The organism is Parasphingopyxis sp., from assembly GCF_028279465.1.
Taxonomy (GTDB): domain Bacteria; phylum Pseudomonadota; class Alphaproteobacteria; order Sphingomonadales; family Sphingomonadaceae; genus Parasphingopyxis.
On sequence record NZ_JANQNS010000018.1, the window covers coordinates 198162 to 211421 of the forward strand.

15 protein-coding genes are annotated in these 13260 nt (G+C 63.1%); 9 read left to right on the top strand and 6 right to left on the bottom strand.

All coding sequences use genetic code 11. The features are described from left to right. Positions 1-21: 21 nt before the first annotated feature. The 7 genes from Q0974_RS15225 to Q0974_RS15255 all read left to right on the top strand — a co-directional run bounded on the left by Q0974_RS15225 (position 22) and on the right by Q0974_RS15255 (position 4650). Positions 22-504: a hypothetical protein gene (locus tag Q0974_RS15225; RefSeq protein ID WP_299329347.1), complete on the top strand. Its 483-nt coding sequence runs from the start codon at positions 22-24 to the stop codon at positions 502-504. Between the two features lie 96 nt (positions 505-600). Further along, on the top strand, positions 601-1179 hold the full coding sequence (locus Q0974_RS15230) for a uracil-DNA glycosylase family protein (protein ID WP_299329349.1): 579 nt from the start codon (positions 601-603) through the stop codon (positions 1177-1179). Between the two features lie 66 nt (positions 1180-1245). Then, on the top strand, positions 1246-1572 hold the full coding sequence (locus Q0974_RS15235) for a metalloregulator ArsR/SmtB family transcription factor (protein WP_299329351.1): 327 nt from the start codon (positions 1246-1248) through the stop codon (positions 1570-1572). Then, positions 1569-2000: an SRPBCC domain-containing protein gene (locus Q0974_RS15240; RefSeq protein ID WP_299329353.1), complete on the top strand. Its 432-nt coding sequence runs from the start codon at positions 1569-1571 to the stop codon at positions 1998-2000. Before Q0974_RS15235 ends, Q0974_RS15240 begins: the two co-directional genes overlap by 4 nt. A 29-nt stretch (positions 2001-2029) precedes the next feature. Further along, positions 2030-2341 carry a YciI family protein gene (locus Q0974_RS15245; RefSeq protein WP_299329355.1) on the top strand — a complete coding sequence of 104 codons (312 nt, stop codon included), beginning with the start codon at positions 2030-2032 and terminating at the stop codon, positions 2339-2341. A 123-nt stretch (positions 2342-2464) separates the two neighbouring features. Next, positions 2465-3775 (top strand): serine hydrolase, encoded by a 1311-nt coding sequence (locus tag Q0974_RS15250; protein WP_299329356.1) that lies wholly within the window; start codon positions 2465-2467, stop codon positions 3773-3775. A gap of 11 nt (positions 3776-3786) precedes the next feature. Beyond that, positions 3787-4650, top strand: coding sequence for an alpha/beta fold hydrolase (locus Q0974_RS15255; protein WP_299329358.1), 864 nt, complete (start codon positions 3787-3789; stop codon positions 4648-4650). A gap of 5 nt (positions 4651-4655) precedes the next feature. Here Q0974_RS15255 and Q0974_RS15260 read toward each other — a convergent pair whose 3' ends face one another. Together Q0974_RS15260 and Q0974_RS15265 are read right to left on the bottom strand one after the other, a co-directional pair. Further along, a complete protein-coding gene (locus Q0974_RS15260) occupies positions 4656-5384 on the bottom strand; it encodes an HAD family hydrolase (RefSeq protein ID WP_299329359.1) in 729 nt (242 codons plus the stop codon). 157 nt (positions 5385-5541) lie between these two features. Then, on the bottom strand, positions 5542-6465 hold the full coding sequence (locus Q0974_RS15265) for an aminotransferase class IV (protein WP_299329361.1): 924 nt from the start codon (positions 6463-6465) through the stop codon (positions 5542-5544). Positions 6466-6652: 187 nt separating this feature from the next. Here Q0974_RS15265 and Q0974_RS15270 point away from each other — a divergent pair, with 187 nt between their 5' ends. Beyond that, complete coding sequence (locus tag Q0974_RS15270; RefSeq protein WP_299329363.1) at positions 6653-7798, top strand: M23 family metallopeptidase; 1146 nt, start codon at positions 6653-6655, stop codon at positions 7796-7798. Next, positions 7773-8216: a polymer-forming cytoskeletal protein gene (locus Q0974_RS15275; protein WP_299329365.1), complete on the top strand. Its 444-nt coding sequence runs from the start codon at positions 7773-7775 to the stop codon at positions 8214-8216. The genes Q0974_RS15270 and Q0974_RS15275 overlap by 26 nt, the downstream gene beginning before the upstream one ends. Positions 8217-8299: 83 nt before the next feature. Here Q0974_RS15275 and Q0974_RS15280 read toward each other — a convergent pair whose 3' ends face one another. From Q0974_RS15280 to Q0974_RS15295, 4 genes are all read right to left on the bottom strand, one after another. Beyond that, positions 8300-9520, bottom strand: coding sequence for an APC family permease (locus Q0974_RS15280; protein ID WP_299329367.1), 1221 nt, complete (start codon positions 9518-9520; stop codon positions 8300-8302). Positions 9521-9539: 19 nt separating this feature from the next. Continuing rightward, positions 9540-10940, bottom strand: a complete 1401-nt coding sequence (lpdA, locus tag Q0974_RS15285; protein WP_299329369.1) for a dihydrolipoyl dehydrogenase — start codon at positions 10938-10940, stop codon at positions 9540-9542. A gap of 362 nt (positions 10941-11302) precedes the next feature. Further along, positions 11303-11935: an NAD(P)-binding domain-containing protein gene (locus Q0974_RS15290; protein ID WP_299329371.1), complete on the bottom strand. Its 633-nt coding sequence runs from the start codon at positions 11933-11935 to the stop codon at positions 11303-11305. Positions 11936-11951: 16 nt separating this feature from the next. Further along, positions 11952-13235, bottom strand: coding sequence for a pyruvate dehydrogenase complex dihydrolipoamide acetyltransferase (locus Q0974_RS15295; RefSeq protein WP_299329373.1), 1284 nt, complete (start codon positions 13233-13235; stop codon positions 11952-11954). Between the last annotated feature and the right edge of the window lie 25 nt (positions 13236-13260).

Here is a 13260-nt window from a genome sequence, read left to right on the forward strand (position 1 = left end):
GCTCGCAACAGGAGACAGACGATGATCAAGCATATTCTTTTCGCCGCGGCCGCCGCTTCGGCTGCGGTCGGCGTTACCCTAGCGGCTACCGGGCCGGCGCTGGCGCAAACCAACGCCAACGCGACCGCGCAGCTCGGCGGCGCAATGCGTGGCGTTTCGCTCGGCGAAGCGATGGCGGATGCCGGGCGGCGCGCCGAGTTTGGCCTGGAGGAGCAGCCCGTGCACACGGTCCTCCCCGCCGGCGCGTCGATGGCGGCGCCTGCGGCCAATTTGACCACGCCGAGCCCCCGGCTTGGCATGCTCGACCGGTTCAGCATCGCCGAACAGAGCCTTGGCGACATCATGATTGGCGATGGTATCGATATCGTCCGCCCGCGCCGCATGACATCGCTCGCCGGGCTCGCCAGCGACGATCATGATTTCGGCAATACCGGTTTTTCCGAGGTGGATGTCTTTCATACCGATCCCTCCCCCTCGCAGATCGGCATCCGGTTCAGCTTCTGACTGCTCTCCCCTTGGCGGTCCCCTCGCGGCCTTCCTGCTCCCCAACGGGAAGGCCGCATTTTGCCCCCATCGATGCCGATCGGATAAGGTCCACGGATGACGCTGGACGCCCTGCTTTCTTCCGCGCGCAGTTGCCGGCTGTGTGCAGGCACGATACCCGGTCCGATCCGCCCGGTGCTGCAAGCGCACCGCTCGGCGCGCGTCCTGATCGCGGGGCAGGCGCCGGGCCGGAAGGTGCAGGAGAGCGGCGTGCCGTTCGACGATGCGAGCGGCGAGCGACTGCGCGACTGGATGGGCGTGGATCGGGAGACATTCTACGATCCCGAACGGGTGGCGATCCTGCCCATGGCCTTCTGCTATCCGGGCACGGGCACATCGGGTGACCTGCCGCCACCGCCGATCTGTGCTGAAACCTGGCGCGCGAAACTGCTCACCGAACTTTCCGCCCTCCGCCTGACGCTGGTGATCGGCCAATATGCGATAGGTTGGCATCTCGATACGCCGCACAAGACGCTAACCAAAACGGTGCGGCATTGGCGCGATTTCGGCCCGTCGACCATACCGCTTCCCCATCCCAGCCCGCGCAACAATATCTGGCTCTCCAAGAATTCCTGGTTTGCGGACAGTCTCCTTCCGGAACTGCGGAAAAGGATCGCCGCGGCACTATCGGACTAGCTTCACTTGACTCTCTTTGATTAACGTATATGTTAATTAACAGAAACACGAATCAATGAGGTTTCTGTGTCCGATCTTTCCGCCACTTTTGCCGCGCTGGGTGAACCGACACGTTTCGCCATCGTTGAACGGCTGCTGCGCGAAGGCGAACTGAACGCCGGCGCGCTGCAAAGCGGCACGTCCATATCCGCGCCGGCCATTTCGCGGCACCTGAAGGTGCTGCGCAAGGCCGGCATCGTCGTCCAGCGGATCGACAAGCAGCAGCGCATCTATGCGGTGCGCCCGGAGGCCGTGCAGGCGATCAGCGCCTGGACGATGAGCCACAAGGAATTCTGGCAGGCGAGCTTCGACCGCCTCGCCGCCATTCTCGATCAGGAGGCAAACAGAAAATGAGCGAATTGCGCATGGAGCGGACCTTTCCCGTCGCGCCCGAAACAGTGTTCGATCACGTCACCAAGACCGAATATCTGCTACAATGGTGGGGCCCGGAGGGCATGTCGATCTCCGAACATGATCTCGACCTGTCGCGGCCCGGCCCTTGGAACTCGACGATGACCAACGCCGAAGGTGCCAATTACAAGGTGTCGGGCGAAGTCGTGACCGTCGACGCACCACATGCGGTGGAGTTCACCTGGGCCTGGCATGACGAGAATGACGAACGCGGCCATGACAGCCGGGTCCGGTTCGAAATCGCGCCGGACGGCAATGGCGGCGCGCGGTTCACGATGATCCATTCGGGCCTCGCCGACGAGGAAAGCGCGGCCAACCACGAAGGCGGCTGGGGTTCGTCCTTCGTCAAGCTCGAACGGCTGCTCGGCTGATCGCAGACCACCCAAAACAAGGAGAGAGAATGATGCCGAAATATGTGTTCGCCTATCATGGCGGGAAAGCGCCGGAGAGCCCTGAGGAGGGCACCGAAGTAATGGCCAAATGGAATGCCTGGTTCGAAACCATGGGTGGTGCCGTGGTCGATGGCGGCAATCCGGTCGGGCCATCCAAGACCGTGTCGGCCGACGGCGTTGCGGACAATGGCGGCGCCAATCCGTTGTCCGGCTATTCGATCGTGCAGGCCGACACGATGGATGCCGCGGTCGAAATGGCGAAGGGCTGTCCGATTATGGGCCATGGCAGTGTCGAAGTCGCCGAAGCGATGGATATGTAGCCCGGTTTCGAAAACAGATCATCGCGGAGTTCCGGCCGCTGGGCTGGAGCTCCGTTTTCTTGTGCGCCCGCATCTTTGATCTGGACCGGCGGACTGCTGCGCTGCAAAGGGGGCGGCGTTACCATGAACCGGCTCGCCCTGCCCCTGACTCTGCTTTTCGTTGCGCTCGGCGTACTCGCGATGGCGCCGGTGCTGAGCGGGCCTTTTCCGTCTCAGGCGGTCAGCGAAGGTCTGTCGATCACGCTTGATGCGGCGGACCCGGAAGCTGCCGAACCGAGCGGCGAAATCATCGCGATCGATCCCCGGTCCGGCCTGATCGACTATAACGAGATCGACCGCCGGATCGGCGCGCTGATGGAAGATGAGACGATGGTCGGCCTCGCCGTGGCGGTCATGGAAAATGGCGAGATCACCTTTGCGCGCGGCTATGGCGAAACCGTGCACGAAAGCGGCGACGCGGTGACTGTGGATACGGCGTTCCGTTGGGCGTCGCTGTCCAAAGGCGTCGCCGCAACGATGATCGCGCTGCTCGAACGCGACGGCGCGCTGCGGCTCGACGCGCCGGTCTCCCGCTTCGCGCCGTCGCTGAGACTGCCGGGCTCCAGCCAGATGCAGGTCACTGTTGCCGACCTGCTCTCCCACCGCCTCGGCATCGAACGCAACGCACTCGACAACCGGCTCGAAGCGGATGAAGACCCCTATACGCTCCGCTCGCAGCTCGCCGGGCACCGGGTCGCGTGCCCGCCCGGCACCTGTTTCCGCTACCAAAACGTCGGTTTCGACGCATCCAGCGAGATCGTCGAGGGTATCACGGGGCAGAGCTATGAAGCGGCCGTGCAGCGCCGTCTGTTTCAGCCGCTCGGCATGCAGACGGCGACGATCTCCCGTCAGGGGCTGTTCGACAGCCCGAGCTGGGCGCTCAGCCATCGCGCGACGGGTGAGGAAGTCCCGGTCGTCGAGCCCTATTACCGCGTGCCCGCGGCAGGCGGCGTCAACGGATCGATCCGTGATCTTGCATTATGGATGCAAGCACAGGTCAATGGCGCGCCGGACATCATACCGCCCGCGGTGCTCGCCACCGTACACACTCCCGTCGTGCGCACCGAACGCGAGGACCGGCGCAACAGCCGTTATGCCGAGCGGATTTCGAACACGCGCTACGCGCTCGGCTGGCGAGTCTACGATTATGTCGGCCATACAGTCATCACACATCGCGGCGCGGTGCGCGGCTATCGGGCGATGATCATGATCGACCCGGCCCTGCGCAGCGGGGTCGCGATACTCTGGAATTCGGGAACGGGGCGTCCGTTCGGCATCCCGATGGACATATTCGATCAGCTGTACGGGCTGCCGGACGCCAACTGGATCGATCCGGATGGCGCGTCCCGCGATGCGGATACGCTGGACAGTGCGCGTTCAGCTGGCGCGCGATAGATGCCACCCCGATGAAGCGCTTCCATATATTTCTGCTGATCCTGCTCGGCTTCGGGATGCTCGCCCTGCAAGTCGGCTGCGCGCAGTTCGCGCGCGAGCAACTCTACGCGCCGCCCGTCGGACCGATCACAACGCCGGAATGGACGGGACCGGCGCCCGAGCGGATTACCGTCACCACCGCCGATGGGCTCGCGCTCACCGGCCTCTATTGGGCGCCGGACAATGGCAGCGAAGACATGATCCTCGTCCTTCATGGCCGGCGCGACAATGCCGGGCGGATGGCCGGCTATGTCCAGCGGCTTGCCGCGGGCGATAGTGGCATCGTCGTCGCCTCCTATCGCGGCTTCAGCGAAAATCCCGGATCGCCGGACGAGCGCGGGCTGATCGCGGACGCACGGGCCTTTTACGCCTTCGCGCAGGAACGGGCCGGCGAAGAAGGCCGACTCTATGCGTTCGGCCATTCGCTGGGCGGAGCGGTAGCGATCCAGCTGGCCGCGCGGGAAGAACTGGACGGGGTCGTCACCCTCGCAACATTCAGCGATCTGGCCGAGGCTGCGCCCTTCTACAGCGAGGTTCTGATCCCCGATGGCTGGGAGAGCATTGTCGCGCTGGCGGCCGTCGAGGAGCCGTTGCTGTTCATCCACGGGGCGGACGACGACTATGTCGAGCCGGCCAATTCACAGCGGCTCTATCGCGCGACCTGCTCGCTCGCCGCGCTGGCGATCATCGAAGGCGTGCGCCACCGGCCCAACTTCCGGCTGATACAGCCGATTATCGAAACATGGATCGGTGCGCTGGAAAGCGATCAGGTCGACGAGATGTCGCTCGAAGGCACGGCGAGCTGGGAGAGCAAGGCGGCGTGCGAAACTGGTTAACGGCTCTAAACGGTAAGCTTATAGCCGCGCAGCGCCTCATAATGCGGCCGGCAGCGCTCATAGAGCGCGCGATACTCGTCCGGTAGTTCGACATCACCGCGATCGTCGCCTTCGAACCGGGTACTCGCTTCCACCCGCCCATACCAATGCGGCGCCCAAATACCGTCCGTGTCCCGCCGGCCCGGCGCCCAGCTCAGCATCGCCGGGTCCCAGCTAATACCGAGCGCCGTGCACAGCGCCTCCAGCATCGGACGCGGCGCATTGAGTATATCCGCACCCTCCACGACTGGCGGCGCTTTGCCCAGCCGGTCCGCCTCCATGCGGAAATAGAGGTGCAGCCGTTCCAGCCCCATATCGTCGAACGTGACGGCCTGCATTTTCTTGGCATAGCTCGCGATCATGCGGGCGGGATCGCGGATCAGAAAGGCATGGGCGTGGCTGTCGAGATCGCCGACACCAACCGGCCCGACCATCTCGGACGGCATATGCTTCTGATACCAGACCGAACTGCCATCCGGCGGATCGCCGTTCAGCGTGGCGGTGATCGATCGCCAGTCGCAATCCATCGCCGCGACGATCGCGTCCGCCATCGGGTGATCGAAGCCAGTATCCTTGAGATAGGCGCCATAATAGGGCTCATCGCTAACGAAACAGTCCGCCCGGCTGCCAAAACTGCGCATCATCGCGGTCGAGATATTGCGCGGGCCCGACCACATCGCGATCCGGATCGTCATGGGTTTTCTTTGTCAGAACATTGCTGTCGCAATGTCGCGGTACCAGCCCGCTCCCCCTCCCGACCTCCCACAGGGTACAATGAATGGGCGGTCGGGAGGGGGAGCGGGCCGGCGCCGCGCCGAGGCGTAGCCAAGGTCTGACAAAAACAAACCCCGCTCACGGCCGACTCCGGGCCGCCACATCGGTTGCCAGACGCGCCGCATAGAGTTCCTGCAACCGCGCGACCATCGGCCCGCAACCGTCGGTCAGCACCCGCCCGTCGACTTCGGTCGCAGGGACGACGCCGGCGAACGTGCCGGTCACAAAAGCCTCATCCGCGCCATAGACATCGGTCAGCGAAAAGTTTTTCTCGAACACCGGAATTTCCGCCTCGCGGCACAGATCGATCACTGTTCCGCGCGTGATACCGCCCAGGCAATAGTCGCCGCTCGACGTCCAGACCTCGCCATTGCGCACGATGAAGAAATGCGTGGAATTGCAGGTCGCGACAAAGCCGTGCGGATCGAGCATCAGCGCTTCGTCCGCGCCCGCCTTGGCCGCCTGGATGCAGGCCGTGATGCAGTTGAGCTTACTGTGCGAATTGAGCTTCGGGTCCTGCACAGCCGGATCGCCACGCCGGACATGGACGGTGAAGAGCCGGATGCCCTTCTCGACCGTCGCGGGCAGCGGCTCCTTATATTCGGGAATGATCACGATCGTGGCAGGCGAGATTACGACGCGCGGGTCCTGATACGGCGTCGAACGGATGCCACGCGTGACCATCAACCGGATATGGACGCCCTCGCTATCGCCATTGGCGTCGAGCGTCTCGTACAGCCGCCGTTCGAGCGTTTCGCGGTCGATACCGATATCCATATCGATGGCTTTCGCGCCCTCGTAGAGCCGGTCCATATGCTGATCGAGAAAGGCGATCCGGCCCTGATGGACGCGCAGCCCTTCCCATACGCCGTCACCGAGCATGAAGCCGGAATCGAAGACCGAAACCATCGCCTCGGCGCGCGGCACGATATCGCCATTGACGTTGATGTGGATGTCTGCGTTGCGCGGATCCGCGCGATAATCATGTGTGCCCTTGCCCATAGCCGCGCTATAGGCAGCGCTCACCGGCGAAGCCATGAAAAACCGCACCTTTACGGGCGCGTTAACGGCGAATCCGTCGACTCGGCTCGACTCCCAAACGATTCATCGCGCGGCGGTTCGATAGATTCGCGATCTCAACACATTATTGCTAGCGCGCTTGCAGAAATTTCAATTTACAGGGTCGCACGTGTCGAAAACCGAAAAGGAAGGCCCGGGTCTATGGACCCGGTTCAAGAGCCTTTTTCCTGACCATGAGCTGCATATCCGCTCCGGCGGCAAGCTCCGTTTTTTCAGGATATCCAGCAAGTTACAGATAAGAGTCGTTTCGCTCGCCGCCATCGGCGCGTTCGCTTGGCTCACCTTCACGCTCGTGACGGTGGGCATGCAGGTAAAGGGCGCGAGCGAGCGAATCGCCCTCAATGAGCGCGCGCAGGAAGTGTCGGAGAGCGAAGCGCGTGTTGCGGCCTATCGCGGCTCGGTCGAGGAGCAGGTGGCCCGCGTCGAACGGCGCCAGGCCGTGCTCGATGCCTTGGTCCGCCGCCATTTCGGCAATCTCGATATTGAGGATGCCGAAGGCGAACCCGCCGACGAAAGCAGCGCCGTGATCCCCGAGGCCGCCGCGCTCGAGACGCTGGAGCGGGAACAGCTGGCATTCGCGCGCGCCCTGCGCGCAGCAGTCGAAGACCGCACGGCGCAGACGGCCCAGGCCATTCGGGAATTCGGGCTCGATCCGCGTATACTGAGCCGTCAGGCGCAGGGTGGTCCGCTCCAGCCGGTGCGGACAGCAATCAGCATGGCCAATGGGATTGACGGAGAAATCGCCGAACTCGAGATCGCGCTGAACCGCCTTGCGGTCATGGAATTGTCTTTGCGGGCCATTCCCTCAGCCGAACCGGCCCCTATGGGGTCGATGAGCAGCCCGTTCGGTCTGCGCCGCGATCCGTTCACCGGCGCGCGCGCCATGCATAACGGCATCGATTTTCGCGGCCCGCATGGCACGGGCATTCTCGCCACGGGGCCGGGCCGGGTTACCTTTACGGGCTGGAAGGGCGGCTATGGCCGGACGATCGAAATCGATCATGGCGCGGGCGTTGTGACGCTTTACGCGCATCTTTCTGGTATAGATGTACGAGTCGGGCAAGAAGTCGATCGGGGGGATCGTATCGGCCGGATGGGCAATACAGGCCGTTCGACCGGAACCCACCTGCACTATGAAGTGCGCATCAACGGCCGCGCGGTGAACCCCCGGCCCCTATTGGAGGCAGATCGCGATGTTCTCGAAATCCAATCCGTCGCAGAACGAAGAAATGGCAATTCCGTCGAGCGCGGATAACCGTTCGACCTTTTCGGTCATTGGGTCCGACGTCACCGTTACGGGCGACATCGACGCATCGGTCGATCTCCATGTCGATGGCCGGGTAGACGGCGACATTCGCTGCGCGACGCTTGTCCAGGCCGGCAACAGCACGGTCAAGGGCGCGATCAGCGCCGAACAGGCCCGCATCGCCGGGCGCGTCGAAGGATCGATCACCGCCAAGGAGCTGATTGTGGAAGCTTCGGCCAAGGTTGTCGGTGACGTCACCTACGAAAAGCTCAGCATCGAAACGGGTGGCCATGTTGAAGGCAGCTTCCGGCATAAAAGCGCCGGTACGCTGAAAAAGGACGAGCCCAAGGACCCAGCCCTTATGCTCGTCGACGAGGAGCCTGCCCCGGAGCCCGCGTCGAAAGCCTCTTCCGCCTCCATCGGGTAAGCCGGACCAGGTACTGAGAATCCGGGCAGCGGCGTCAGAAACGGCGGTACCGCTCTTCATGTCGACATTTACCCCATTCGCGCTCAGCCAAAGGCGATCTGGCCCGCAATCAGGGCGAGGCTGAATAGCAGGCCAGCCGCCGGCACGGCTGCCGGATAGCTGACAATGCCCTTGCCGGTTGCCTCGCCGGTCAGCTTGAGGCGCAGCAGCGCCGCGTTCACCGCGACGAACACCCAGAGGATGATGAAGCTCGTAATGCCCGCCAGTGTGCCGGTCGGGAAGAACAGGGCGAGCGCGAGGATCACCGCCCCGGCGAGTATCGTGGCGACGACCGGCGTGCGGGTTTTGACGTTAATGCGCGCAAGCCATTCCGGCGCGCCGCCGCGCCGTTTGCCGAGATCGTGCACGATGCGCGCCGCCATCACGATCTGGGCCAGCGCGCCATCGACAATCACGAGCAGGCCGAGCACGGCGAGGAAACTGCCGTCATAACCGCTCACGCGCACGACCTCGACCAGCGGCGCGCCTGTCGCACCGAGCGCTGTCGGGGTGAGTGTCGAGACCGCAACCATGGCGATCGCGACATAGAAGAACAGTGAAACGCCCAGCGCGATGATGATGGCACGCGGCAGGGCGCGCTCGACATCTTCGACCTCCTCGCCGAGCGTCACCAGATCCTCAAACCCGATAAAGGCGTAAAAGGCGAGAAAGCTGCCGAGCAGGACACCAAGCGCCCATCCGCCGCCCGCCGAAAATCCCTCGACGGCCAGCGCCGGATAGTCGACGAGATTGCCGCCGGCGACAAACAGTACGACCAGCAGGCCCAGCACGCCCGCGCCGGTGCATAGCAGCATGAACCAGACCGCTTCGCGGATGCCGATGGCAGCGATGGCGGTAAGCGCGGCGATCAATAGAGGAATCGAGATTTCCTTGGGGATCGGCGCAAAGGCCGTCAGATAGCCGGCAAAGCCCGTGGCGATCGTCGCCGCCGAGACCAGACCCGTGGCGATTATCGCCCAGCCGGTGATCCAGGTCAGCCAGCGCCGGTTGAAGGCGACATCGACATAGACGGCAGACCCGCCGCTTTGCGGGTAGCGCGCGCCAAGCTCGGCATAGCTGAGCGCGGTGAAGCCGGCCGCGATAGCGGCGAGCAGAAAGGCGAAGGGCGCAAGTACGCCCGCCTCGCCCGCAATTTCGCCGATAACCACATAAATGCCCGCACCCAAGATCGTCGCGAGGCTGTAGATCGCCAGCATGTTGGGCGACACCACGCGGGCCAGTTGTTGGTCAGTTTCTCCCGCCATTCCTCCTCCGGATCAGGCGTCAGATATGCATCACCCGATCATAGGCGTCGAGTACGCTCTCATGCATCATCTCGCTGAGCGTCGGATGCGGGAAGACGGTGTGCATGAGTTCGGCTTCGGTGGTTTCGAGCTGCCGCGCGACGGCATAGCCCTGGATCAGCTCGGTCACTTCCGCGCCGATCATATGCGCGCCCAATAGCTCGCCGGTCTTCGCATCGAACACGGTCTTGATGAAGCCGTCCGCCTCGCCCAGCGCGATCGCCTTGCCATTGCCGATAAAGGGGAAATTGCCGACGCGGACGTCATGCCCGGCTTCCTTGGCCCGAGCCTCGGTCAACCCAACCGAGGCGACCTGCGGGCGCGAATAGGTGCAGCCCGGAATATTGTCGGTCGTGAAGGGATGCGGGTCCTTGCCGGCCAGTTTTTCGACCGCGATCACGCCTTCGTGGCTCGCCTTGTGCGCGAGCCAGGGCGGGCCGGTCACATCGCCGATCGCGAGGATGCCGTCGACATTGGTGCGGCCAAAACCATCCACCTCGATATGGCCGTTCTTCGCTGTCTTCACGCCTAGCGCTTCGAGTCCGATATCCTCGGTATTGGGCACGATGCCGATGGCGACGATAGCATGGCTGAATTCGCTTTCCGTCACCTTGCCCTTGGCGTCCTTGATCGCCGCCTTCACCGATTTGGCGCCCGCTTCGAGCTTTTCGACGCCCGCGCCGGTCATGATCATCATGCCCTGCTTCTTGAGCGTTTTGAGCATATGTTTCGACACATCCTCGTCCTCGACGGGCAGAATGCGATCGAGCATTTCGACGACCGTCACCTCCGCGCCAAGATCGGAATAGAAGCTCGCGAACTCGATGCCGATCGCGCCCGACCCGATCACGAGGAGCTTGGACGGCACTTCCTCAGGCACCATCGCATGGCGATAGGTCCAGATGCGTTTGCCATCCGCCTTGGCGAAGGGCAGGTCGCGCGCCCGCGCGCCGGTCGCGATCATGATCGATTTCGCCGTCAGCTCGGTCGTCTTTCCGTCCTCGGACTTCACCGACAATTTGCCCTTGCCGGTGATCGTGCCGAAGCCCTCATGCACATCAACCTTGTTCTTCTTCATGAGGCCCGTGACGCCCCGGTTGAGCTGCCCGGCCACCTGGCGCGAGCGCGCGACGACCTTGGCGAGATCATAGCCCGGATTGTCCGCCTTCAGCCCATAGGCGTCCGCATGGCTCATATAATGATAAATCTCGCTCGTCCGGAGCAGCGCCTTGGTCGGGATGCAGCCCCAGTTGAGGCAAATACCGCCGAGCAGCTCCCGCTCGACGATCGCGACTTTCATTCCAAGCTGCGACGCCCGGATCGCCGCGACATAACCGCCGGGCCCGGAACCGAGAATGATGAGATCGTACTGATCGGCCATATTCTTCTTTCTAGATTATTAGATCGATTATCGAAATCGCCCCGGTTGCAAGCGCTGCCAATAGCGCAACGCCAAACCAAATACTTCCCACCATCACCAACCCGGGAGACGCTTGCCGCCTAGTCGCAAACGCTAAAACTATGGCGACAACAGCCCAAAGGACCGCCAGTGAAAGAAAGATGGCGTTTTCTGCAATCGGCATTCCAACCGACAACAGTAATGGTACGCTGAGCAGAACCGCCCCGCCCAGAAACAGGAGGCGCACACTCACTGCGAAACCAAGACTATCTTCGTGTGTCGTGTTTCTACGGCCCTCCATCGATTATATCGCAGCTCTCATATCATCTTCTGTCCGGTCAAATTCAGGCGTCATCTGCGAGCTTCAAAAAGTGCCACGCCGTTTCCGGGTCCATCCCGTGCTGGAACGCCTGGTCGATCCAGACCATGCCGAGCGGCTCCATCTTGCGGGCGTTCTTGATCCCGCCATAGTCGATGGGCTCGAAGCCAATGTCGCGGAGCAGGCTGCTAACCAGCGTTTTCGCCTCCGCATCCTCGCCCGCGACGAACTGGATCGGTCGGCTCGGGAAATCGTGCGCTTTCGCCATGACCGGCGAGCCGACCTGGTTCAGCGTCTTGACGAGCTTCGCGTCCGTCTGCACGGCGAGTATCTCGCCCGCCGAGGTGTCGAAGCCGAGCGCCAGTTCGAGGCCCGCCTCGCTCATCGTCAGCGGATTGGTGCAGTCGATCAGGATCTTGTCGCTCAGATCGCCGCATTGCGCGAGCGCGCTTTCCGCCGCACCCCAGTCGACGGCGAGAATGACGACCTCGCCCCATTGCGCCGCACCCTCGGTCGTGTCGTGGGGGATTTCGTCGCCATTATCATATTTCTCGTCCGCGGGATTGCGGACGCCATAGACGACCTCATGCCCCGCCTTGGCGAAGGCCGGCCCCAATACGCTGCCGACCCGGCCCTTGCCGATTACCGCTATCTTCATCGCCCATCTCCTTGCGCTATGCCAGCATTGCCAGCGGATTTTCCACCAGCTGCTGGAACGCCTGCATGAGCTGGGCGCCGTCCGCGCCATCGATCGCGCGATGGTCGAAGCTGCCAGTGGCACTCATTACCGTAGCGATCTGCAGGGACTCATCGATGACATAGGGCCGTTTTTCGCCCGCGCCGATCGCCATGATCATGCCCTGGGGCGGGTTGATGACGGCATCGAACTGCTTGATGCCGAACATGCCCATGTTGGAAATGCTCGCCGTGCCGCCCTGATATTCGTGCGGCTGCAGCTTGCCCTCCTTAGCGCGGCCAGCCAGCTCCTTCATTTCTTCCGAGATTACCGAGACCGGCTTGTTCGCCGCATCGACAACGATCGGGGTGATCAGGCCATTGGGCACACTGACTGCGACCGAGATGTCGGCGCGCTGGTAGCTGATCAGCTGATCGCCGGCGAAGGAGACATTGCATTTGGGCACCTGGATCAGGGCCTGGGCCAGCGCCTTGATCAGCAGATCGTTGACCGACAGCTTGATCTCGCGGGCTTCGAGCGAAGCGTTCAGCTCCTTGCGTAGATCGAGCAGCGCATCGAGCCGGATATCGACGGTCAGATAGATATGCGGCACGGTCTGCTTCGCCTCGGTGAGACGGCGCGCAATCGTCTTGCGCATATTGGAAAGCTTCTCCGCCTCATGCGGAATATCGGTATCGACGGGCGCGGCCGGTGCAGCGGCGGCTTCCTTGGCCGGCGCCTTGCCGGTGCCGCTTTCGAGTGCGGCCTCGATATCGGCCTTGACGATCCGGCCCTTGGGGCCGCTGCCCGAGAGCTGGGCCAGATCGAGTCCATTCTGTTCCGCAAGACGCCGGGCCAAGGGACTCGCGACTATGCGATCCGACCCCGATGGCGCAGGCGGCGGAGGCGGTGCGGGTGCGGCCGGAGCCGGGGCGGGCGGCGGTGGAGATGGGGGCGGAGGGGCAGCTGCGGCGGGCTCGGGATCGGCCTTTGCCGGAGCGGCTGACGGCGCCGGTGCGTCGATACTGGCGGGATCCTCGCCCTCTTCGGCAAGGATCGCAATTACCGCGCCGACCGCCACTTCGTCCGTGCCTTCGGGCACCAGAATCTTCGCCAGCACGCCCTCATCGACGGCCTCGAATTCCATCGTCGCCTTGTCGGTCTCGATCTCGGCCATGATATCGCCGGAACTGATCTCATCGCCTTCCTTCACCAGCCACTTCGCCAGCGTGCCTTCCTCCATCGTCGGCGAAAGCGCGGGCATTTTGAGTTCGATTGGCATGGCGGTTCCTCGGCTCCGAAACGCA